Genomic DNA, 21,256 nt, shown 5'->3' on the forward strand with positions numbered 1-21,256 from the left:
GCCTTTAAAAATAAATGGTTTCACCTCCCGCGGTTTAGACGGTTGCACGCCCAATGAAAATGGGCCCGAAACAGTCGAAAAAACAATAAGGCAGCGACTTTTCCCAGAATAAAAAACCGATGGCACGGCCCTTGCTCTGAGCATTCAGTGAAGTCGCAGTGCCAACTAAAAAAAACCTTGGAGCACCACCTCATGTCCCAGACGTTTTACAAGAAAGGCTTTCTGGCCCTCGCAGTGGCAACTGCGTTGGGTGTTTCTGCGTTTGCTCAGGCTGACATCAAGATCGGCGTAGCGGGTCCAATGACGGGCGCCAACGCGGCATTTGGCGAGCAGTACATGAAGGGTGCGCAGGCAGCGGCTGATGCAGTCAACGCCTCTGGCGGTGTCAACGGGGAAAAAATCGTACTGGTCAAAGGCGATGACGCCTGCGAACCGAAACAGGCTGTGACGGTCGCCAAGGACCTGACCAACCAGAAAGTCGCTGGCGTAGTCGGTCACTTCTGCTCCTCATCGACCATCCCGGCCTCCGAGATCTACGACGAAGCAGGCATCATCGCGATCACTCCAGGTTCCACCAACCCGGCTGTTACCGAGCGCGGCCTGAGTGCCATGTTCCGTATGTGCGGGCGTGACGACCAGCAAGGCATTGTGGCCGGCGATTACATCGTCGACGTGCTCAAGGGCAAGAAAGTCGTGGTTCTGCACGACAAGGACACCTACGGTCAAGGTCTGGCGGATGCTACCAAGGCTCAGTTGGCCAAGCGTGGCGTGACGCCGGTCCTGTACGAAGGCCTGACCCGTGGCGAAAAAGATTTCAGCACCATCGTCACCAAAATCCGCGGCGCTGGCGCCGACGTCGTTTACTTCGGTGGCCTGCACCCGGAAGCCGGTCCTCTGGTTCGTCAACTGCGTGAGCAAGGTCTCAAAGACGTCAAGTTCATGTCCGATGACGGTATCGTAACCGACGAACTGGTGACCACCGCTGGCGGTCCGCAATTCGTTGACGGCGTGCTGATGACCTTTGGTGCCGACCCACGCCTGCTGCCAGACAGCAAGACTGTAGTGGACGAGTTCCGCAAGAAAGGCACCGAGCCTGAAGGCTACACCCTGTACGCCTATGCTTCGGTCCAGGCTCTGGCTGCAGCCTTCAATGGCTCCAAATCCAACAATGGCGAGAAAGCCGCCGAGTGGCTGAAGAAAAATCCGGTCAAAACCGTGATGGGCGAGAAGACCTGGGACGCCAAGGGCGACCTGAAAGTCTCCGACTACGTGGTTTACCAGTGGGATAAGGATGGCAAATACCACCAGCTGGAAAAACAGAAGTGATATGACTGGCTGATTGCCCGGCGTCTTGTGCGCCGGGTAATCAAAGAACATGTCCGTGCTGTACCTGTCTTTTCTCGTAGAGCTGCATACAACCGTGTTGCGTCGGCGGCTGAACCCCGGTCTGGCGCACCCGGTTTTTGTGCAGTCTCTCAAATGCGTGAGATTGCGTTATGGATGGTATTTTCCTGCAGCAACTGGTCAACGGCCTGACCCTCGGGTCGGTCTATGGCCTGATCGCCATCGGCTACACAATGGTCTATGGCATCATCGGCATGATCAACTTCGCCCACGGCGAGGTTTACATGATTTCCGCTTACCTCGCGGCAATCAGTCTGGCTCTGCTGGCATACTTCGGTATTGAATCCTTCCCCCTGCTGATGCTTGGCACACTGGTCTTCACCATCATCGTCACGGCGGTGTATGGCTGGGTCATCGAGCGCGTCGCCTACAAACCGCTACGCAACTCCACCCGACTGGCACCGCTGATCAGCGCCATCGGTATTTCGCTGATCCTGCAAAACTATGCACAGATTGCCCAAGGCGCCCGTCAACAAGGCGTACCAACACTGCTGACCGGTGCATGGCGAGTTGAAGTCGGGTCCGGCTTCGTCCAGCTGACCTACACCAAGATCTTCATTCTGGTCGCAGCGTTTGTCGGGATGGGGCTGCTGACCTACGTCATCAAGTACACCAAGCTCGGCCGTATGTGCCGCGCCACCCAGCAAGACCGCAAGATGGCCTCGATCCTGGGGATCAACACCGATCGCGTCATTTCCTACGTGTTCATCATTGGTGCCGCGATGGCGGCGTTGGCCGGCGTGCTGATCACCATGAACTACGGCACATTCGACTTCTACGCGGGCTTCATCATTGGCATCAAGGCGTTCACCGCCGCGGTGCTTGGTGGGATCGGCTCGCTGCCCGGGGCGATGCTCGGCGGGATCATTCTCGGGATCTCCGAGTCGCTGTTCTCAGGATTGGTCAACTCGGACTACAAAGACGTTTTCAGCTTCTCGCTGCTCGTTCTCGTTCTGGTCTTTCGGCCTCAAGGCCTGCTCGGCCGTCCTCTTGTGTCGAAGGTGTAAGCGATGTCTTCAACCACTAAAAAAACCATTGATCTCAAAAGAAGCCTGGTTGACGCGATTCTTGCCGGCCTGGTGGCCCTGATTGTGTTCGGCCCGATTGTCGGCGTAGTCCTCGACGGCTACGGCTTCAACCTGGAAGCGACCCGGGTGGCATGGATTGTCGCCATCGTCATGGCCGGCCGCTTTGCCTTGAGCCTGTTCCTGCAAACCCCCAAGGGCCTGAGAATTCTTGAAGGTTTTGAAAGTACCGGCTCCGGGGTTCATGTACTGCCGCCTGATTACAAATCCCGCTTGCGCTGGATCATCCCGGTGATGATCGTTATCGCTGTGGTGTTCCCGTTTTTCTCCAACTCCTACCTGCTGGGCGTGGTCATCCTCGGGCTGATCTACGTGTTGCTGGGCCTGGGGCTGAACATCGTGGTCGGCCTGGCCGGCCTGCTCGACCTGGGTTACGTGGCGTTCTACGCCATCGGTGCCTATGGGCTGGCGCTCGGTTATCAATACCTGGGGCTGGGTTTCTGGACGGTGCTGCCGCTGGCGGCAATCACTGCCGGGTTGGCCGGTTGCATCCTGGGTTTCCCGGTGCTGCGTCTGCACGGTGATTACCTGGCGATCGTGACCCTGGGGTTCGGTGAAATCATCCGGTTGATCCTCAACAACTGGCTGTCCCTGACTGGCGGCCCGAACGGTATGGCGGCTCCGTTGCCGACGTTCTTCGGCCTCGAGTTCGGCAAAAGAGCGAAGGAGGGGGGCGTCCCGTTCCATGAGTTCTTTGGCATCGCCTATAACCCGGACGTGAAGTACTACTTCATATACGCGGTGTTGTTCCTGGTGGTACTGGGCGTGCTGTACGTCAAGCACCGTCTGACCCGCATGCCGGTCGGTCGCGCGTGGGAAGCCTTGCGTGAAGACGAAATTGCCTGCCGTTCCATGGGTCTGAATCACGTACTGGTCAAGCTGTCGGCGTTCACCATTGGTGCATCGACGGCCGGTTTGGCCGGTGTGTTCTTCGCCACTTATCAGGGTTTCGTCAACCCGACCTCATTCACCTTCTTCGAATCGGCACTGATCCTCGCCATCGTGGTACTCGGCGGCATGGGTTCGACCATCGGCGTGGTGATTGCGGCGTTCGTGCTGACCGTTGCCCCGGAACTGCTGCGCGGCTTCGCTGAATATCGCGTGCTGCTGTTCGGCATCCTGATGGTGTTGATGATGATCTGGCGACCGCGCGGCCTGATTAGGATCAGCCGCACCGGTGTGACCCCACGTAAAGGAGTGGCGCCATGAGCGAAGAAATCGTTCTCTCGGTCGAAAATCTGATGATGCACTTTGGCGGCATCAAAGCCCTTAGTAACGTCAGCCTGCAAGTCAAACGCAACTCGATTTTTGCGTTGATCGGCCCCAACGGTGCGGGCAAGACCACGGTGTTCAACTGCCTGACCGGGTTCTATAAAGCGTCCGGCGGGCATATCGAACTCAATGCCCGTGGTGTGAAAACCGACGTCATCAAAATGCTCGGGGAACCGTTCAAGGCAATCGATTTCGTTTCGCCGAAAAGCTTCATCGGCCGGCTCCACTACAAAATGTTTGGTGGCACGCACCTGATCAACCGTGCCGGTCTGGCGCGTACTTTCCAGAACATTCGCCTGTTCAAGGAAATGTCGGTGCTGGAAAACCTGCTGGTGGCCCAGCACATGTGGGTCAACCGCAACCTGCTTTCGGGCATCCTCAACACCAAGAGTTACCGCAAAGCCGAAAGCGATGCGCTGGACCACGCCTTCTACTGGCTGGAAGTGGTGGATCTGGTGGACTGCGCCAACCGCCTGGCCGGTGAACTGTCCTACGGTCAGCAACGCCGTCTGGAAATCGCCCGGGCCATGTGCACCCGGCCACAGATCATCTGCCTCGACGAACCGGCCGCCGGCCTCAACCCTCAGGAAACCGAAGCGCTGAGCGCGATGATCCGGCTGCTGCGCGACGAGCACGATCTGACCGTGGTGCTGATCGAACACGACATGGGCATGGTAATGAGTATTTCCGACCACATCGTGGTGCTGGACCACGGCGTTGTCATCGCCGAGGGCGGGCCTGAAGCGATTCGACACGATCCGAAAGTGATTGCCGCCTACCTGGGCGCCGAAGAAGAGGAAGTGGTATGAGTGCACCCATCCTCGAACTCAAGGATCTGGACGTGTTCTACGGGCCGATTCAGGCCCTGAAGAAAGTTTCGTTGCACATCAATGAAGGCGAAACCGTCAGCCTGATCGGCTCCAACGGGGCCGGCAAATCGACCCTGTTGATGTCGATCTTCGGCCAGCCGCGGGCCGCTGACGGGCAAATCATCTATCAGGGTGTGGATATCACGCACAAGTCGTCCCACTACATCGCGTCCAACGGTATCGCTCAATCGCCGGAAGGTCGGCGGGTGTTCCCTGACATGACCGTCGAGGAAAACCTGTTGATGGGTACGATTCCAATCGGTGACAAGTACGCCAAGGAAGACATGCAGCGCATGTTCGAGTTGTTTCCACGGCTCGAAGAGCGACGCACCCAACGCGCCATGACCATGTCCGGCGGCGAGCAACAAATGCTCGCGATCGCCCGGGCGCTCATGAGCCGGCCGAAGCTGTTGCTGCTCGACGAGCCGAGCCTGGGGCTGGCGCCGATTGTGGTGAAACAGATCTTCGCGACCCTGCGGGAGCTGGCCAGCACCGGCATGACCATCTTCCTGGTGGAGCAGAACGCCAACCACGCCCTCAAACTGTCGGACCGGGCGTACGTGATGGTCAACGGCGAGATCCGCCTCAGCGGCACCGGCAAGGAGCTGCTGGTGAATGATGAGGTGCGCAACGCCTATCTCGGCGGCCACTAAACTGAAGAGCCCAAATAACGCCCTGACGCACTCAACGTCAGGGCGTTTTTTTATGCCCGCAGAATCCCCGTAGGAGCTGCCGAAGGCTGCGATCTTTTGATCTTGCTTTGAGGTGTCTGTGGAAAAGATCGCAGCCTTCGGCAGCTCCTACACAGGATGGTGCTTTGAGGTAAAGGGAAATTGTGGAAAACAATATTCACGACCTCTCAAAGCGCGACATAAAGCCGCTGCAAATTGCTGTTTTATCACGGTTTTGACTTGTCCCCGTTTGCTGTGGAGCTGGCTGTGAATAACGTGGGAGTAGCTGGCTGCAAGCCTTTGAATCCGTGGCTTGTAGAGATATGGTTGTTTTTTGATCAGGTGTTTTTGCTGGACCTCGAGCCGGCTTTGTCAACCTTTTTGTTCGGGGCGAACACGGTGCGAATCGAGGTGCACAAGCCTGTGGATAAGTCTGTGGTTAAACTCTGGAAAGAGTCGGCTGAGGGCCGTAGTTACTGGCTTGGAGCCACCGTCGGTTTGACCGCCCGGTCGTGCAAATTGCCCGGGGTTACACAGCAGGCACCCGAGGGTCAAGCAAAAAACTTTCTAATCTGCCCGCAAAGCCTTGTGGACAGCGGCTTGCAGCTTTTGCACTTGCCCCCGGAAACTGTGGACCGGCCTGTGGATAAGGTGCGCGTACATGGCTGCAAGCCACAGTGCATATGGCGTTGCCGGTGTTGATTGTTTTTTGTACGGTTTTTGCGAAGGTTGCCGCTGTGGACAAGGCCGGGCATGCTGGCAACTGATTTTCTATTCCAAGGGCTGTCGATCAGCCGAAGCAAGGAGAACACGATGTCCAACACCCTGTTTATTACCGGCGCGACCTCCGGTTTTGGTGAAGCCTGTGCCCGTCGTTTTGCCGAAGCCGGCTGGAAACTGGTGCTGACAGGTCGTCGTGAAGAGCGCCTCAATGCCCTGTGCGCCGAGTTGTCGAAGCAGACCGAGGTTCATGGCCTGGTGCTCGACGTACGCGATCGCAAGGCCATGGAGGAGGCGATTGCCAACCTGCCGCCATCCTTCGCCAAGCTGCGCGGGCTGATCAACAACGCAGGCCTGGCCTTGGGCGTGGACCCGGCCCCCAAGTGCGATCTTGACGATTGGGACACCATGGTCGACACCAACATCAAAGGCCTGATGTACAGCACTCGCCTGTTGTTGCCGCGTTTGATCGCTCACGGTCGTGGCGCCGGCATCGTCAACCTCGGTTCCATCGCCGGCAACTACCCGTACCCGGGCAGCCACGTGTATGGCGCGAGCAAGGCGTTCGTCAAACAGTTCTCCCTGAACCTGCGTTGCGACCTGCAAGGTACGGGCGTGCGGGTCAGCAACATCGAGCCGGGCCTGTGTGAGAGCGAGTTCTCGCTGGTGCGTTTCGCCGGTGACCAGGAGCGTTACAACGCCACTTACGCCGGTGCCGAGCCGATCCAGCCGCAAGACATTGCCGAGACTATTTTCTGGGTGCTCAACGCACCGGCCCACATCAACATCAACAGCCTCGAGCTGATGCCGGTGAGCCAGACCTGGAGCGGGTTTGCCATTGAGCGTAATACGAAGGCTTAAGACCGCGTAACGGCCATCGCGGGCAAGCCACGCTCCCACAGGGTTTGTGTTGACTCGCTATTTCGCGAACGACACAAACCCTGTGGGAGCGGGCTTGCCCGCGATAGCTATCTATCAGTCAGCTAAGATATTTGACCAACCCGCGATAACAGGTCGCCAAATGATAAGGCGTGGTCGAAGGCATGTCCTTGCGGCTCACTTCGCCCTGTTCATCGCGACACTCATACCAGCCGCCCGCATGCAAAAAGCGCTGTTGCAGCGCCTGCAATTGGTGCTGCACAGAGGCTTCTCTGCCCGGGCGCAAGGTCAGAGCGCGCAGGTATTCAGCCTGGGCCCAGATGCGTTGGGTCGCATCACGAGGGTGGTCGTCCAGCTCCAGCATTGCGCGCACAGCCCCGGTCTGCTGATCCACGCCCTGTTGCTCGGTAAACGTAAAGGCGCGGTCCAGCGACGCATGCAATTTGGAGTCGCGCAGCAAGGGTGAGGACTCCAGCAGGAAATACCACTCGAACTGATGGCCTGGCTCGAACCAGTTATCCACAGCGCCCAGCGGCTTTTCCATCAATACCGCGTGCTGCGGATCGATGAAGCGCTTCTGCATGGCTGTGCATAACTTGAGAAGCGCGCTCTGCACAGCAACGTCCTCGCGCACCGAAAGGATGGCGAGGAAGGCTTCGGCCAAATGCATCAATGGATTCTGCAGCGGCCCGGAGTTGAGCGAGGACCAATCACGGTCCAGGCTGGCTTCGTACAGGCCGTCGCCTGTGGCGAAGCGCTGCGCCAACACTTCCAGCGTGGCGTTGAGCACCGACTCCACCAGCGGTTCGCGAACCTTGTCCCAGTAATGGGCGCAGGCGAACAGGATGAAGGCGTGGGTGTAGAGGTCTTTGCGCTGATCCAGCGGCGCACCTTGCGGGTCGATGCTGTAGAACCAGCCGCCATGCTCGGCATCGTGGAAATGCTGTTGCAAGGAGCGGAACAGTGCCGCCGCCCGTTCTTCGGCCTCAGGCACTTGGCCGATCAGGCTGGAAAACAGGTACAGCTGCCGCGCGCAAGCCATGGCCCGGTAGCGCTGCGGTGGCAGCGGCTGATGCTCGGCGTCCAGCGCTTCATACGGCAATGCCATGTCGGCGTTCCAGCCGGGGCCTTGCCAGAGCGGCACGATCACGTCCTGGAAGTGCTGTTGCACCGAGGCGAACAGGGCGGTCAATTCAGGCTGGGAAGCAGAGCGGGAAACAGAGGGCATTGGCTGGCGTCGTCACGGCAGGGGCGATTGCGCGACATGGTAGCAGAGAGGCAGGCTTGAGAGAGGCGGTGTCTGATCGGACGCCATCGCGGGCAAGCCCGCTCCCACAGGGATCTTTGGTCTTCACACGATCTGTGCTGGCGGCGAATATCCTGTAGGAGCGAGGCTTGCCCGCGAAGAGGCCGGTTCAGACGCTAGAGAATCAACCCGCCAGCAACCACACCCCAGTCGCCGCCGAAGCCGCACCCGCCAGCCGAACCAGCGGTGCGGCGGCCTGAGGCAAGACGCGAACCACCGCATAACCCGCTGCATGCAAAGCCGCCGTCGCCCCCACAAACCCAACGGCATACGCCCAAGGGCTCGACATGTCCGGCAGCTCCAGACCATGCGCCACGCCATGAAACAGCGCGAACAATGCGGTCGCACCCACCGCCAGGCTCAACGGCGGACGCACCGCCAAAGCCACCGTCAGGCCTAACGCCAATACCGAGGCAGCAATCCCGCTTTCCAGCGCCGGCAGGTTCATCCCTTCAAAACCCAGCAGGCCGCCGATCAGCATAGTGCCCACGAACGTGCAGGGCAGCGCCCAACGCGCGGCGCCTTTCTGCTGCGCGGCCCACAACCCCACGGCAACCATGGCCAGCAAGTGATCGAGGCCGCCGATCGGGTGGCTGATGCCGGCCATCAAGCCATTGTCGCCGTGGCCCGGGTGAGCGAACGCGATGGCCGGGCTCAGCAGCAGGGCCATGGCGCCCAGAATGCGTTTCAGTGTCATGGATAAGCTTCCTTGTTGATAAGTGTGATCAGGCCGCAGTCAGTAAGCCCTGGCGTTCGATGAAGGCGATGATTGCTTCCAGGCCCTGACCGGTTTTCTGGTTGCTGAAGACGAACGGTTTGCCGTTGCGCATGCGTTGGGTGTCGCTGTCCATCATCTCTAGCGAGGCGCCTACCAGAGGCGCGAGGTCGATCTTGTTGATCACCAGCAGATCGGATTTGCAGATCCCCGGCCCGCCCTTGCGCGGTAGCTTGTCGCCGGCCGAAACGTCGATCACGTAGATGGTCAGGTCCGACAGTTCCGGGCTGAAGGTCGCCGAAAGGTTGTCGCCACCGGACTCCACCAAGATCAGATCCAGTCCCGGGAAGCGCCGGTTCAGTTGATCCACGGCTTCGAGGTTGATCGAGGCGTCTTCGCGGATGGCTGTGTGCGGGCAGCCGCCGGTTTCCACGCCGATGATCCGTTCGGGCGCCAGGGCTTCATTGCGCACCAGGAAGTCGGCGTCCTCGCGGGTGTAGATGTCGTTGGTCACGACAGCCAGGTTGTAACGGTCGCGCAGGGCCAGGCACAGGGCCAGGGTCAGGGCGGTTTTGCCGGAACCGACCGGGCCGCCGATGCCGACGCGCAGGGGTTGTGTGTTCATGTGATTCTCCAAATTAAAAGGCCCTAGGAACGGAACAGACGGCTGTACTGGCGCTCATGGGCCATGCACGCCAGGGACAGGCCGAAAGCGGCGCTGCCAGAGTGTTCGGGGTTGATTCGGGTGGCGTCTTGCTGCGCCTGTTGCAGCAGCGGCAGCAGTTCGCTGGTCAGGCGCTGGGCAGCTTGCTGGCCCAGGGGCAGGGTTTTCATCAACACCGCCAATTGGTTTTCCAGCCAGCTCCAGAGCCAGGCGGCCAGCGCATCTTGCGGGCTGATCTGCCAGGCGCGGGCCGCCAGCGCCCAGCCAAGGGCCAGATGCGGTTCAGGGCATTGGTCGAGAAAGGCCCGGGCCGGCGCATCCAGTTCCGGTAAACCGTTGAGCAGTTGCTTCAACGAATAACCCATCTGTCGACTTTCCTGATGCAACTCGCGGGTTTCCCGGCTGGCGCGATGCTCTTCGCAGCGTTGCAGCAGTTCGGCCCAGTTTTCTTCGGCCGCAGCGGTGCTATGGGCGAGCAGTAGCGGCGCTTCGAAACGCGCGAGATTGAGCAGCAACTGATCGCTGATCCAGCGCCGCGCGCTGTCAGGATCGTTTACGCGGCCGTTATCCACAGCCATCTCCAAACCCTGGGAATAGCTGTAGCCGCCAATCGGCAGCTGCGGGCTGGCCAAACGCAGCAGCGCCCAGGCTGGGTTCATAAGCGCACGCCGAACTGGTGCAGTTTCGGCGGGTAGTTGAAATCCTCGTCACCATGGCGCGAATGGTGATGACCGCCGCCGTAAGCACCGTGTTCCGGCTGGAATGGCGCTTCGATGTTCTCGGCATTGGCGCCCAGTTGCTCGAGCATGGCCTTGAGCACGTAATCGTCGAGCAGGCGCAGCCAGCCATCACCGACTTGCAGGGCCACATGGCGGTTGCCCAGGTGATAGGCGGCGCGGGTCAGTTCGAAGGCGTTGGCGCAGGTGACATGCAGCAGTTGTTCGGAGCGAGCGCAGACGCGAACGACGCGCCCATCTTCGGCTTGCAGGCATTCGCCGTCATATAGAGGCGGCTGACCGCGCTCCAAAAACAACCCGACGTCTTCACCCTCGGCACTGAAACAGCGCAAACGGCTTTTGCTCCGGGCTTCGAAAGTCAGGTGCAACTCGGCGGCCCAGACGGGTTGAGGGTCGATTCTGCGATGAATCACCAGCATCGGAAGGCTTCCAGCAATGGACAATGCTCAGGGATAGAGCAAGGGGCTTGCCAATCGGGTGAGAGGTAGGAAATGCCTGTCGGAGCGTGGAGGGTGGTTCGGAATTTTGGATCAAGTTGGTGCGTGTGGGGTTTTTGCGCACCAATGTGGGGGGGGGGCGAGCCTGCTCGCTCCCACAGGGGGATGTATTTACTCGGTGCTGCCGAGGCCTTGCCAGTGTTTTAGGCCTATGAAGATGAACCGCAACTGCTGCGTGATCTTCGCCTGCGGCGTCAGATGCTCCGGTAACGCCTGCACCGGCGGATCGATAATGTCCGGCAGGGTGGCGAACACGCTTTTGACGATCAGATCAGCCATGACACTCAAACCTGCAATGTCCAGATGCTGCAGTTTCGGCATCAGCGACAAGTCCGCCGCCAGGTCCGAGCTGATATCTTCGCGCAAGCGGCCAATGGCCTGGCGCACCGGCAACGAGCCGCCGTACTGTTCGCGGGCAAGAAACAGAAACTGCGATCGATTGGCCGTGACCACGTCGAGAAAAATCCGCACCGAGGCGTCGATGATGCCGCCCATGACGAACTCGTTGTGGCGCACCAGCCGGATGGTTTCACGGAAGGTCTGACCGACTTCGCTCACCAGCACCAGGCCCAGTTCATCCATGTCGGCGAAATGCCGGTAGAAACCGGTGGGTACGATCCCGGCGGTTCTGGTCACTTCGCGCAGGCTCAGGCTGCCGAATCCTCGGCCGCTTTCCATCAAGTGGCGGGCAGCGTCCATCAGGGCGTTGCGGGTCTGTTGTTTCTGTTCGGCGCGGGGCAGCATCGCAAGGGTGTTTTCTGGACAGGGACAGCGGCGCACTCTAGCAAATCGGCTTCGCTGGCGTCGAACGACTATCGGGATATCACGCGGGGAAATGCAGCTTCTATAAAGTCAAAAGCCCAATCCGGGGATTGGGCTTTTTTTCGGGGCCGCCATGGGCTTAGCTCACAGCGCTGTTGCGTTCGATTACACGGTCACCACCACCTTCAGCAAGGGTTTGACCTTGTGGAGTGCGATCGGAACCGTCGGCAGCCAGGGTCTGGCCTTGTGGGGTGCGGTCGGAACCGTCAGCAGCCAGGGTCTGGCCTTGTGGAGTACGATCAGAACCGTCTTCCGCCAAGGTTTGACCTTGTGGAGTCTTGTCATAACCGTCTTCGGTGATCAGGCCTTTTTCTTTCAGGCGATCATTGCCACCTTCGGCCAGAGTCTGACCTTGTGGTGTACGGTCGGAACCATCAGCGGCAACGGTCTGGCTGAACACCGAGTGGCTGTCTTTGACTTGTGGAGTGGCCTGATCTGCGGCCGGCAAAGCAAAAGCGGTGCTGGCTAACATTGAGAGGGTCAGGCTAAGCAGTAATTCGCGTTTCATGATGGGTTGCTCCTTGGGAGGGCGATAAAGTGGGTACGAGGGCAATGCTACTCTCGATAAGTCGATATAAAAGTTCATAAACGCAATGGTAATAATCAACAGAATTGATTGTTCGGCCGCAGCGCTCTAGAACGGGCGTTTCCTGCGAGCTTTTTTGCACTGAGGTGGGTATTTTCGACCCACTCTCGCCTCGCAAAAGTGCGGGTGCGGTAACGCCGGATGAGGGAGCAGTGTGGCCACGACCGATTATTTGAGTGTTAAACGGCTATTCGGTTAAACCTGCACGCCATTTCCCAGTCCTAGATGTCATGGCAGGCCGGATCTGGCCTAACGTTTCATATGTGCGTCGCTGTCCGGGCGCTCAGTCGTATTCAGGAGCCCTGTGCAATGACGCGCACTCGTAAAATTCTTGCCTGGACCTTTGCCAGCCTCGTTGTCCTGCTGGCCGTCCTGGTGCTGATCATCGCGTTCTTCGATTGGAACCGGATCAAACCGCCCCTGAACGCCAAGGTGTCCGAAGAACTGCAACGTCCATTCGCCATCAATGGCAACCTTGCGGTGGTCTGGCAGCGCCAGCCTGACGAGGGCGGTTGGCGAGCCTGGGTGCCGTGGCCGCATGTGGTGGCCGAGGATCTGAGCCTGGGCAACCCGGACTGGTCGAAGCAACCGCAGATGGCCACCCTCAAACGTGTCGAGCTGCGTATTTCGCCATTGGCTTTGCTCGCGCAGCGGGTGGTGATCCCGCGTATCGACCTGACTGAACCCAATGCCGACCTGCAACGTCTGGCTGATGGTCGCGCCAACTGGACGTTCAAGTTCGATCCCAAAGATCCCGACGCCGAGCCTTCGAACTGGGTGCTGGACATCGGTGCCATCGGCTTCGACAAAGGCCACGTCATGCTCGACGACCAAAAGCTGAAGACTCAGCTTGATCTGCTTATCGACCCGTTGGGCAAACCGATTCCGTTCAGCGACATTGTCGGAGACAAAGCGGCAAAAAAAGCGGTTGAAAAGGGTGGTTCGCCACAGGATTACGCCTTCGCACTGAAGGTCAAAGGCCAATACCACGGTCAGAATCTTGTGGGCCAGGGCAAGACCGGCGGCTTGTTGGCTTTACAGGACGCCACCAAGCCGTTCCCGCTTCAAGCGCAAATGAAGATCGCCGACACCAGCGTCGAACTGGCCGGTACGCTCACCGATCCATTGAACCTCGGCGCCCTGGATTTGCGCCTGAAACTGGCCGGGGCCAGCCTGGGTAATCTCTATCCACTGATTGGCGTGACGCTGCCGGATACTCCGCCTTACGCCACCGACGGGCACTTGGTTGCCAAGTTGAACGAGCCGGGCGGGGCGGTGTACCGCTATGAGGCGTTCAATGGCACCATCGGCGAGAGCGATATCCATGGCAACCTGACCTACGTTGCGAGCCAGCCGAGACCCAAACTCAGCGGGGCGCTGGAGTCCAATCAATTGCTGTTTACCGACCTGGCCCCATTGATCGGTGCCGATTCCAACGCCAAGCAAAAGGACCGCGGCGGTGAAAGCAAGCAGCCGGCGGATAAGCTGCTACCAGTCGAGGAGTTCAGGACTGAGCGCTGGCGAGATATGGACGCCGACGTTGAATTCACCGGCAAACGTATCGTCCACAGTGCAAAACTGCCGTTCACCGATCTCTACACCCATGTGGTGCTGACCGATGGCGTGCTTAGCCTCGAGCCCCTGCGTTTCGGCGTGGCCGGCGGCAATCTGGATGCACAGATTCGTCTGGACGGGCGCACCGAGCCTTTGGAAGGCCGGGCCAAACTGACGGCGCGCAAGTTCAAGCTCAAGCAGCTATTCCCCACCCTGGAGCGGATGAAAACCAGTTTCGGTGAGCTTAATGGCGACGCCGATCTTGTCGGTCGTGGCAACTCGGTGGCCAAGCTGCTGGGCACTGCCGACGGCAATTTGAAGATGCTGATCAATGACGGCGCGATCAGTCGCGAGTTGATGGAGTTGGCGGGGCTCAACGTCGGCAATTATGTAGTGGGCAAGATCTTTGGTGACAAGGAAGTGAAGATCAATTGCGCGGCGGCCGACTTCGAGATCAAGGCAGGTCTGGCGACCACGCGGCTGTTCGTTTTCGATACCGAGACCGCGATCGTCTACGTCGACGGCACGGCAAACATGGCGACCGAGCAACTGGACCTGACCATCTCCCCGGAATCCAAGGGCTGGCGCTTGATTTCGCTGCGTTCGCCGCTGTATGTTCGGGGCAAGTTCATCAAGCCGGATGCGGGCGTGAAACCGGTGCCGTTGATGCTGCGTGGGGCCGGGATGGTTGCACTGGGTGTGATTGCCGCGCCGGCGGCGGGCTTGCTGGCGTTGATAGCCCCCAGCGCTGGTGAGCCCAATCAGTGTGCGCCGTTGCTGGAGCAGATGAAGGCGGGCAAGGCGCCGGTGACGGTTAAACCTACCAAGTAACTTTCGGCGTCTGTGAAGACGCCATCGCGAGCAGGCTCGCTCCCACAATGGACCTGTGTTTACAGGAAAAATGTGGGAGCGAGCCTGCTCGCGATGGCGATATGCCCGACGCTACAGATCTTTCAGAATGCAATCGAAGCCTACAGGGGAATGAGTTCTCCCGAAGGCTGCGATCTTGGCAATAAACCAGACAACCGAGCCTCCTCCTGCAACCACGCAAAAAATGCCCGCACCGGCGGATGCCGTTCACGGCCTGGTACACACAGCGCACTGTATCCGGCCCCGTCGACCTGAATGTCCCCCCGATAAGGCAGCAGCACACCGCTGGCCACACTCTCCGACACCAGAATATTGCTCGCCAGCACCAGGCCTTGCCCGGCGATGGCGGCTTGCAGGGCGTAATGCTCTTCGTCGTATTCACGCACCGCCGGTTGCGCGGCCAGCCAGCTTTCGCCGGACTGCGCGCACCAGGCCTCCCAGCCATGGGCATACAGCTTGGAGTTGTGCCAGCGCACGCTGATCAAGGTAGGTACCCGACTGGGTGCCAAGGCCACTTGTTCAGGCGAGCCATAGACCCCGAAGGATTCGTCGAACAGGCACAAACCATACAGGTTCGGATAATCGTCGAGGCTGTAACGCACCACCAGATCGAGGCTGGCGTCCTGATGCAAATCGATCACTTCGCAGTGAGTGTCCAGGCGCAGGCTGATGTTCGGATGACGGGCGTAAAACCGTCCCAGCCGCGGCACCAGCCAGAGGGCGGCGAAGGCGGCCGTGGTGGAAATCGTCAGGCTCGTGCCGCTGCGTTGCGGGCGCAAGGTATCGACGCTCTGCGCCACTTCCAGCAGGGCGCCGTGCAGGCTGCGGAACAGCCGTTCGCCGCATTCGGTAAGGCGCACCTGCCGTGGCAGTCGTTCGAACAACGGCACGCCGAGCCAGTTTTCCAGGGAGCGGATTTGATGCGAGACCGCCGTCGGCGTCACAGAGAGCTCTTCGGCGGCGGCCTTGAAGCTCAACAGGCGCGAGGCGGATTCGAAGGCGCGCAGGGCAGTCAGCGGCAAAGAGGCAAACATTTTAAAACTCCATGGATGAAATGGATTCATCCAGACTGATTTCTGTTCATTTGAAGATAGGCGGCTGCGCGCTTCAAACTGCACGCCAAGCCGTTTAAGTTTAGCCCTTCAAGGAGATTCAGATGAGCAGAATTCTTGCCATTCACGCCAGCCCCCGTGGCGACCGTTCACATTCGCGGCGTTTGGCCGAGGTGTTTCTTTGCGCCTGGCAGGTCCGCAACCCGCAGTCGCAACTGACCCGCCGTGAAGTCGGTCGGGCGTTGATTCCAGCTGTCAACGAAGCGTTTGTGGCGGCCGCTTTTCATCCGGAACCCGAAGCGCGACCACTGTCGATGCAGGCCGACCTGGCACTCAGCGATGAATTGGTGGGGGAGTTGCTCGGCCATGATCTGTTGGTGATTTCCACACCGATGTACAACTTCAGTGTGCCCAGCGGCCTCAAGGCCTGGATCGACCAGATAGTGCGGCTGGGGCTGACGTTCAATCACACCCTGGACAACGGCGTCGCTCAGTACGAACCGCTGGTGCGGGGCAAGAAGGCATTGATCGTCACCAGTCGCGGCGGATTTGGCTTCGGCCCCGGCGGTGAACTTGAAGCGATGAACCATGCCGATCCATTGCTGCGCACGGCATTAGGGTTTATCGGCATCACCGACGTCACCGTGGTCGCCGCCGAGGGTGAGGAGTCCGCCGAGCGCACGTTCCAGGTGTCCGTGGCCGAGGCCGAGCAGCGTTTGCTGGCGCTGGCCAGGGAGTTCTAGATGGCCTGGTTGTTCTTGTTGATCGCCGCCGGGTTCGAAGTCACCTTCGCCATGGGCATGAAGTACGCCGAAGGCTTCACACGGCTCTGGCCGTCAGTCATTACGGTGGTGGCCGCGGTGGGCGGGATTTACTTCCTGACCTTGGCCATGCGCGAATTGCCGGTGAGCATCGCCTACCCGATCTGGACCGCTATCGGTTCGCTGGGCACGGTGTTTCTCGGCTTTGCGCTGCTCGGCGAAAGCCTGACCGCGCTCAAGCTGGTGTCGGTCGGGCTGATTGTGGCGGGCGTGGTGGGGTTGAAGTAAGCGATGTCATAGACTGGTCGTTGAGTTGTCATCTTGGGTGGCGATGCTTGGCTGATGCCTTGCATCCAGCCTTGCTTCATCTCACCGATCACAAGGATGTTCATCCATGTCGCAAGGTTCCACCACGCGTTACCCCTTGGTGTTGGTCCCGGGGATGCTCGGGTTTATCCGTCTGCTGCTCTATCCCTATTGGTACGGAATCATTTCGGCGCTGCGCCGGGATGGGGCGACCGTGATTGCGGTGCAGGTCTCACCACTCAACTCCACCGAGGTACGCGGCGAGCAATTGCTGGCGCGGATCGAGGAGATTCTGCGCGAAACCGGGGCCGAGAAGGTCAACCTGATCGGTCACAGCCAGGGCTCATTGACCGCCCGTTACGCCGCGGCAAAACGCCCGGACCAGGTGGCTTCGGTGACCTCGGTAGCCGGGCCGAATCACGGCTCGGAGCTGGCGGACCATCTGCACACCCATTATCCGGCTGACAGCGCCAAGGGCCGGCTACTGAGCTTTTTACTGTGGCTGATCAGCGCGTTGATGTGTCTGCTGGAAACCGGCTACCGCGGGCCGAGACTGCCGGTGGATATCCCGGCTTCGCACCAATCCCTGACGACGGCGGGCGTGGCGCTGTTCAATCAGCGTTATCCACAAGGTCTGCCTGACACTTGGGGCGGGCATGGTCCGGAAGTGGTCAATGGCGTGCGTTATTACTCCTGGTCCGGAACCTTGCAGCCGGGCAAGACCGATCGCGGGTGCAACCTGTTCGACGGGACTAACCGCAGTTGCCGGTTGTTTGCCAGGACGTTCGTGCACGAGGCGGGGCATTGCGACGGGATGGTCGGGCGTTACAGCTCGCATTTGGGGACGGTGATTGGCGATGAATACCCGATGGATCACTTCGATATCGTCAACCAGTCGCTGGGGCTGGTGGGCAAGGGGGCCGAGCCGGTGCGGTTGTTTGTTGAGCATGCGGCGCGGTTGAAGGCGGCCGGTGTGTGAACGGCAGTGGGACCGCGTTATCGTTCTTCGCGGGCAAGCCACGCTCCCACAGGTTTTGTGTCGGACGCCCGTAATAGGCACGACGCCAAACCTGTGGGAGCGTGGCTTGCCCGCGAAGGCGTCCGGTCAGGCAACACTGACCTTACGGCCCAGCACCGTGGTCCAGCGCTCCGACAAAATCACCCCACCCAACGTCAACACCCCACCCACCAGGTGATACAGCGCCAACTGCTCATGCAGCACCACCGCCGCAATCAGCGCCGTAATCAATGGCAGCAAATTGAAAAACAACGTGGTCCGGCTCGGCCCCAGGCGCACCACGGCCTGCATCCACGCCAACGGCGCAAGCATCGAGGCCAGCAGGCAGGCGTAAAGCACCAGCGGGATGTTCTGCAGGGTCGGGCCGATTTTCGGTGAGGCGAGGAACAGCGGAAACAGCACCACCACCGCGACCAACACCTGCAAATACAACAACACCAGCGGCGGCAAACGCAGCTGCCATTTTTTCAGCAAGGTGCTGTAAATCGCATACGCCAGCGTGGCGATCAGCATCATCGCGTCGCCCAGGTTCACCCCGTGTTCCAGCAACGCGCCAAGGCTGCCGGACGACACCACCACCAAAACCCCCGCAAACGACAACACCGCACCGGCCAGTGCGCCGGCGGTCAGGCGTTGGCCGAGGCTGACAATCGCCATGGCCAGCGACATCAACGGCATCAGCGACAAAATGATCCCCATGTTGGTGGCTGAAGTCAGCGTCGCAGCGAAGTAAGCCAAGCTCTGATAAACCGCCATGCCAAGCACGCCGAGGATGAAAATCCTGCCCAGGTTCGGGCGGATCAACGGCCAGTGGGTGATTACCGGTTTAAGCATGAAAGGCGTGAACAGCAGTGCGGCCAGCAGCCAGCGGTAGAAACCGATTTCGGCGGGAAAGATCGCGCCGACCGCCAGTTTGTTGATCACGGTGTTGCCGGCCCAAATGAGAATGGCCAGCAGGGGGTAAGCGTATTGCATCGGGAAAAACCAGAACGTTAATGAAGGGTGATTATCCGCTTGTCTGAATCAATGCCTATACTTCGATCCAGACAACCTGCCCCTGATTCCGGACAGCATGAACAGCAAACACATCGACCTGCTGGATTTCAGCGAACTGCCGGCCCCGGTCTATTTCCGCTATGCCGACTTCAACACCCACGAATACGCCTCCGCCCACCATCATCCTTGGGGCACCCTCGAGTATTCGGCCAATGGGGTCTTGCACATGGAAATCGGCAGCCGCCGCTTCATGTCGCCGCCGCAATACGCGGTGTGGGTGCCGCCCGGGACCGAGCACAGTTTCTATAGCAATCAGCCGATCAACTATCGCGCCGTCTGTCTCGCGCCGACGCTGTGCCGCGATCTGCCGCAGAAGGCCTGCACCCTGGCGATCAGCGACATTCTCAAGGCGATCCTGAAAGACTTCGCCACCCGCGATGTGAAAATTCCCGAGCACGATGCAGACAAGCGTCTGGCTCAAGTGCTGGTGGACCAACTGCAACAGGCACCGATGCATGAGTGTTACTTGCCCTACGCCAGCAGCACCGGGCTGCTCGCAATCCTGGAAGCCTTGCAGGCCGAGCCTGGGGATAACCGGCCATTGGCGCATTGGGCCGCGCAAATTCACGTCAGCGAACGCACGTTGGCCCGGCAGTTTGTTCGCGAATTGGGCATGAGTTTCGGGGAGTGGCGGCAACGGCTGCGGTTTCTGGCAGCGATCGAAGCGCTGGACAGCCAGCGCAGCATTCAGGAAATTGCCTTCGACATGGGCTACAGCACCGGCTCGGCCTTTATCGCGATGTTTCAGCGTCAGGCCGGGTGCACGCCTGAGCAATATCGACGCAGCCACCTCGATAGCAGGTGAACGTGTAACAGGCTTTGTCTACACTCCGAAACGAGGCCGCATCCATCGGTGCGGCAACAAGGAGAACACTCCATGAAGATGTTGCGTGCCCCGTTGTTGATGGTCGGTTTGCTGCTCTGCTCCCAAGGTTTCGCCGCCACTGCCCAACAGAACAAAATGACCACCTGCAATGCCGATGCTACCGCCAAAAGCCTCAAGGGCGACGAGCGCAAAGCCTTCATGAGCACCTGCCTCAAAGCCGCGCCGGCCGCCGATGCCGCCAAGCCCATGACCCCTCAACAAGAAAAGATGAAAACCTGCAACGCCACCGCCACCACCCAAGCCCTCACGGGCGATGCGCGCAAAACCTTCATGAGCGAATGCCTGAAGAAAAAATAAAGATCAGAAGATCGCGTTCTCTGTAGGAGCTGCCGCAGGCTGCGATCTTTTCGGCGCGCCGCCGCTTGAAGGTCATCCGCTCGCTTCGGCGCCAGAACGCTGGCAGACTGCCAATCCTTTTACGTCGTTCGTTTTGAGGCTGTATGTCAGCGTTTTCTCAGCGTCAGGTCTTGTTGTTCATCAGCTGGGTCATCATTTTTGGTGGTTTGCTGCTGGTGCTACCTCTGCGATTGCTGCCTAGCCTGCTGGCCGGGTTGTTGGTGTTCGAACTGGTCAACATGCTCACGCCGCAATTGCAGCGGCTGATCGAAGGCCGCCGTGCGCGCTGGCTGGCGGTGGCGTTGCTGGGAACATTGGTGGTCAGCGTGCTGGCGCTGATCTTTGCCGGTGCGATCAGTTTTCTGCTGCACGAGGCGGAAAACCCCGGCGCTTCTCTCGATAAATTCATGGTCGTGGTCGACCGCGCACGTGGGCAGTTGCCGCCGTTCATCGACGCTTATCTGCCGGCCAGTGCCGCCGAGTTCCGGGTGGCCATCGGCGAGTGGATGAGCAAGCATCTCAGCGATTTGCAACTGGTGGGCAAAGACGCGGCACATATGTTCGTGACGCTGCTGATCGGCATGGTGCTGGGGGCGATCATCGCCTTGCAGCGAGCGCCGGACGTGACCAAACGCAAACCGTTGGCCGCGGCGCTGTTCGACCGTTTGCACCTGTTGGTCCAGGCGTTTCGCAACATCGTTTTCGCCCAGATCAAGATTTCCCTGCTCAACACTTTCTTCACCGGGATTTTCCTCGCGGTGGTCCTGCCGATGTTCGGGATCAAGCTGCCGCTGACCAAAACCCTGATCGTGCTGACCTTCCTGCTCGGCTTGCTGCCGGTGATCGGCAATCTGATCTCGAACACCTTGATCACCATCGTTGGCTTGTCGCTGTCGATCTGGGTGGCGGTGGCGGCGCTGGGTTACCTGATTGTTATCCACAAGCTCGAATACTTCCTCAACGCGCGCATCGTCGGCGGGCAGATCAGTGCCAAGTCGTGGGAGTTGCTGCTGGCAATGCTGGTGTTCGAAGCCGCGTTCGGCCTGCCGGGCGTGGTGGCGGGGCCGATTTATTACGCGTATCTGAAGAGTGAGTTGAAGCTGGCGGGGATGGTTTGATCCGGCAAATATGTATTGCCTGATCTGACGCCATCGCGGGCAAGCCCGCTCCCACAGGTCATGCGCTGTCCT

General features: G+C 59.6%; 22 protein-coding genes. 13 read left to right on the plus strand and 9 right to left on the minus strand.

Translation table 11 applies throughout. The annotated features are described in order from the left end of the window. Positions 1–192: 192 nt before the first annotated feature. The 6 genes from KGB18_RS21225 to KGB18_RS21250 all read left to right on the plus strand — a co-directional run bounded on the left by KGB18_RS21225 (position 193) and on the right by KGB18_RS21250 (position 6,882). Positions 193–1,326, plus strand: a complete 1,134-nt coding sequence (locus KGB18_RS21225) for an ABC transporter substrate-binding protein (RefSeq protein WP_052965919.1) — start codon at positions 193–195, stop codon at positions 1,324–1,326. A 170-nt stretch (positions 1,327–1,496) separates the two neighbouring features. After that, positions 1,497–2,411: an ABC transporter permease subunit gene (locus tag KGB18_RS21230; RefSeq protein WP_008009775.1), complete on the plus strand. Its 915-nt coding sequence runs from the start codon at positions 1,497–1,499 to the stop codon at positions 2,409–2,411. A gap of 3 nt (positions 2,412–2,414) precedes the next feature. After that, entirely contained in the window at positions 2,415–3,698 is a 1,284-nt protein-coding gene (gene livM, locus KGB18_RS21235) for a high-affinity branched-chain amino acid ABC transporter permease LivM (RefSeq protein ID WP_123721476.1), read from the plus strand. Continuing rightward, entirely contained in the window at positions 3,695–4,570 is an 876-nt protein-coding gene (locus KGB18_RS21240) for an ABC transporter ATP-binding protein (protein WP_123721475.1), read from the plus strand. The genes livM and KGB18_RS21240 overlap by 4 nt, the downstream gene beginning before the upstream one ends. Next, entirely contained in the window at positions 4,567–5,283 is a 717-nt protein-coding gene (locus KGB18_RS21245) for an ABC transporter ATP-binding protein (protein WP_030128307.1), read from the plus strand. The genes KGB18_RS21240 and KGB18_RS21245 overlap by 4 nt, the downstream gene beginning before the upstream one ends. An 831-nt stretch (positions 5,284–6,114) precedes the next feature. After that, on the plus strand, positions 6,115–6,882 hold the full coding sequence (locus KGB18_RS21250) for an SDR family oxidoreductase (RefSeq protein WP_123721474.1): 768 nt from the start codon (positions 6,115–6,117) through the stop codon (positions 6,880–6,882). A 118-nt stretch (positions 6,883–7,000) separates the two neighbouring features. On the opposite strand, the gene KGB18_RS21255 is transcribed toward KGB18_RS21250, so the two are convergent. The 7 genes from KGB18_RS21255 to KGB18_RS21285 all read right to left on the minus strand — a co-directional run bounded on the left by KGB18_RS21255 (position 7,001) and on the right by KGB18_RS21285 (position 12,149). Next, positions 7,001–8,128: an AGE family epimerase/isomerase gene (locus KGB18_RS21255; protein ID WP_123721473.1), complete on the minus strand. Its 1,128-nt coding sequence runs from the start codon at positions 8,126–8,128 to the stop codon at positions 7,001–7,003. Between the two features lie 202 nt (positions 8,129–8,330). Continuing rightward, on the minus strand, positions 8,331–8,903 hold the full coding sequence (locus KGB18_RS21260) for a HupE/UreJ family protein (protein WP_201062527.1): 573 nt from the start codon (positions 8,901–8,903) through the stop codon (positions 8,331–8,333). 28 nt (positions 8,904–8,931) lie between these two features. Continuing rightward, entirely contained in the window at positions 8,932–9,546 is a 615-nt protein-coding gene (gene ureG / locus KGB18_RS21265) for an urease accessory protein UreG (RefSeq protein WP_038360437.1), read from the minus strand. Between the two features lie 23 nt (positions 9,547–9,569). Beyond that, positions 9,570–10,244, minus strand: coding sequence for an urease accessory protein UreF (locus KGB18_RS21270; protein WP_123721471.1), 675 nt, complete (start codon positions 10,242–10,244; stop codon positions 9,570–9,572). Next, positions 10,241–10,741, minus strand: a complete 501-nt coding sequence (gene ureE, locus KGB18_RS21275; RefSeq protein WP_123721470.1) for an urease accessory protein UreE — start codon at positions 10,739–10,741, stop codon at positions 10,241–10,243. The genes KGB18_RS21270 and ureE overlap by 4 nt, the downstream gene beginning before the upstream one ends. 189 nt (positions 10,742–10,930) lie before the next feature. After that, positions 10,931–11,563 (minus strand): TetR family transcriptional regulator, encoded by a 633-nt coding sequence (locus KGB18_RS21280; protein WP_217855625.1) that lies wholly within the window; start codon positions 11,561–11,563, stop codon positions 10,931–10,933. Between the two features lie 157 nt (positions 11,564–11,720). Beyond that, positions 11,721–12,149: a hypothetical protein gene (locus tag KGB18_RS21285; RefSeq protein WP_217855627.1), complete on the minus strand. Its 429-nt coding sequence runs from the start codon at positions 12,147–12,149 to the stop codon at positions 11,721–11,723. Positions 12,150–12,536: 387 nt separating this feature from the next. Between KGB18_RS21285 and KGB18_RS21290 the strand changes: the two genes are divergently transcribed. Beyond that, complete coding sequence (locus KGB18_RS21290; RefSeq protein WP_217855629.1) at positions 12,537–14,612, plus strand: AsmA family protein; 2,076 nt, start codon at positions 12,537–12,539, stop codon at positions 14,610–14,612. A gap of 140 nt (positions 14,613–14,752) precedes the next feature. On the opposite strand, the gene KGB18_RS21295 is transcribed toward KGB18_RS21290, so the two are convergent. Further along, on the minus strand, positions 14,753–15,685 hold the full coding sequence (locus KGB18_RS21295; RefSeq protein WP_052965900.1) for a LysR substrate-binding domain-containing protein: 933 nt from the start codon (positions 15,683–15,685) through the stop codon (positions 14,753–14,755). Positions 15,686–15,807: 122 nt separating this feature from the next. Here KGB18_RS21295 and KGB18_RS21300 point away from each other — a divergent pair, with 122 nt between their 5' ends. From KGB18_RS21300 to KGB18_RS21310, 3 genes are all read left to right on the plus strand, one after another. Beyond that, a complete protein-coding gene (locus tag KGB18_RS21300) occupies positions 15,808–16,446 on the plus strand; it encodes an FMN-dependent NADH-azoreductase (protein ID WP_217855634.1) in 639 nt (212 codons plus the stop codon). After that, positions 16,447–16,752: a DMT family transporter gene (locus tag KGB18_RS21305; protein ID WP_007903452.1), complete on the plus strand. Its 306-nt coding sequence runs from the start codon at positions 16,447–16,449 to the stop codon at positions 16,750–16,752. It begins immediately after the preceding gene. Between the two features lie 106 nt (positions 16,753–16,858). Continuing rightward, entirely contained in the window at positions 16,859–17,749 is an 891-nt protein-coding gene (locus KGB18_RS21310) for an esterase/lipase family protein (protein WP_223570428.1), read from the plus strand. A gap of 126 nt (positions 17,750–17,875) precedes the next feature. On the opposite strand, the gene KGB18_RS21315 is transcribed toward KGB18_RS21310, so the two are convergent. Further along, on the minus strand, positions 17,876–18,763 hold the full coding sequence (locus KGB18_RS21315; protein WP_217855638.1) for a DMT family transporter: 888 nt from the start codon (positions 18,761–18,763) through the stop codon (positions 17,876–17,878). A gap of 97 nt (positions 18,764–18,860) precedes the next feature. On the opposite strand from KGB18_RS21315, the gene KGB18_RS21320 reads away from it, so the two are divergent. The 3 genes from KGB18_RS21320 to KGB18_RS21330 all read left to right on the plus strand — a co-directional run bounded on the left by KGB18_RS21320 (position 18,861) and on the right by KGB18_RS21330 (position 21,184). Then, a complete protein-coding gene (locus KGB18_RS21320) occupies positions 18,861–19,649 on the plus strand; it encodes an AraC family transcriptional regulator (RefSeq protein ID WP_223570429.1) in 789 nt (262 codons plus the stop codon). 72 nt (positions 19,650–19,721) lie between these two features. Further along, the gene (locus KGB18_RS21325; protein ID WP_095052920.1) at positions 19,722–20,027 is read left to right on the plus strand and encodes a PsiF family protein; all 306 of its coding nucleotides are present in this window, start codon (positions 19,722–19,724) and stop codon (positions 20,025–20,027) included. A 143-nt stretch (positions 20,028–20,170) separates the two neighbouring features. After that, positions 20,171–21,184 (plus strand): AI-2E family transporter, encoded by a 1,014-nt coding sequence (locus tag KGB18_RS21330; protein WP_052965889.1) that lies wholly within the window; start codon positions 20,171–20,173, stop codon positions 21,182–21,184. The last annotated feature ends 72 nt before the right edge of the window (positions 21,185–21,256 follow it).

Origin of the sequence: Pseudomonas sp. BF-R-26, assembly GCF_019947395.1 — a bacterium.
In the GTDB taxonomy this organism is placed as follows: Bacteria; Pseudomonadota; Gammaproteobacteria; order Pseudomonadales; family Pseudomonadaceae; genus Aquipseudomonas; species Aquipseudomonas farris.

Coding starts and splice junctions, on each gene's coding strand:
- KGB18_RS21260 (WP_201062527.1), bottom strand. CDS start 8,903: ATGACACTGAAACGCATTCTGGGCGCCATGGCCCTGCTGCTGAGCCCG.
- KGB18_RS21255 (WP_123721473.1), bottom strand. CDS start 8,128: ATGCCCTCTGTTTCCCGCTCTGCTTCCCAGCCTGAATTGACCGCCCTG.
- KGB18_RS21290 (WP_217855629.1), top strand. CDS start 12,537: ATGACGCGCACTCGTAAAATTCTTGCCTGGACCTTTGCCAGCCTCGTT.
- KGB18_RS21280 (WP_217855625.1), bottom strand. CDS start 11,563: ATGCTGCCCCGCGCCGAACAGAAACAACAGACCCGCAACGCCCTGATG.
- KGB18_RS21315 (WP_217855638.1), bottom strand. CDS start 18,763: ATGCAATACGCTTACCCCCTGCTGGCCATTCTCATTTGGGCCGGCAAC.
- KGB18_RS21305 (WP_007903452.1), top strand. CDS start 16,447: ATGGCCTGGTTGTTCTTGTTGATCGCCGCCGGGTTCGAAGTCACCTTC.
- KGB18_RS21300 (WP_217855634.1), top strand. CDS start 15,808: ATGAGCAGAATTCTTGCCATTCACGCCAGCCCCCGTGGCGACCGTTCA.
- KGB18_RS21325 (WP_095052920.1), top strand. CDS start 19,722: ATGAAGATGTTGCGTGCCCCGTTGTTGATGGTCGGTTTGCTGCTCTGC.
- KGB18_RS21285 (WP_217855627.1), bottom strand. CDS start 12,149: ATGAAACGCGAATTACTGCTTAGCCTGACCCTCTCAATGTTAGCCAGC.
- ureG (WP_038360437.1), bottom strand. CDS start 9,546: ATGAACACACAACCCCTGCGCGTCGGCATCGGCGGCCCGGTCGGTTCC.
- KGB18_RS21320 (WP_223570429.1), top strand. CDS start 18,861: ATGAACAGCAAACACATCGACCTGCTGGATTTCAGCGAACTGCCGGCC.
- KGB18_RS21245 (WP_030128307.1), top strand. CDS start 4,567: ATGAGTGCACCCATCCTCGAACTCAAGGATCTGGACGTGTTCTACGGG.
- KGB18_RS21295 (WP_052965900.1), bottom strand. CDS start 15,685: ATGTTTGCCTCTTTGCCGCTGACTGCCCTGCGCGCCTTCGAATCCGCC.
- livM (WP_123721476.1), top strand. CDS start 2,415: ATGTCTTCAACCACTAAAAAAACCATTGATCTCAAAAGAAGCCTGGTT.
- KGB18_RS21250 (WP_123721474.1), top strand. CDS start 6,115: ATGTCCAACACCCTGTTTATTACCGGCGCGACCTCCGGTTTTGGTGAA.
- KGB18_RS21240 (WP_123721475.1), top strand. CDS start 3,695: ATGAGCGAAGAAATCGTTCTCTCGGTCGAAAATCTGATGATGCACTTT.
- KGB18_RS21225 (WP_052965919.1), top strand. CDS start 193: ATGTCCCAGACGTTTTACAAGAAAGGCTTTCTGGCCCTCGCAGTGGCA.
- KGB18_RS21270 (WP_123721471.1), bottom strand. CDS start 10,244: ATGAACCCAGCCTGGGCGCTGCTGCGTTTGGCCAGCCCGCAGCTGCCG.
- KGB18_RS21230 (WP_008009775.1), top strand. CDS start 1,497: ATGGATGGTATTTTCCTGCAGCAACTGGTCAACGGCCTGACCCTCGGG.
- ureE (WP_123721470.1), bottom strand. CDS start 10,741: ATGCTGGTGATTCATCGCAGAATCGACCCTCAACCCGTCTGGGCCGCC.
- KGB18_RS21330 (WP_052965889.1), top strand. CDS start 20,171: ATGTCAGCGTTTTCTCAGCGTCAGGTCTTGTTGTTCATCAGCTGGGTC.
- KGB18_RS21310 (WP_223570428.1), top strand. CDS start 16,859: ATGTCGCAAGGTTCCACCACGCGTTACCCCTTGGTGTTGGTCCCGGGG.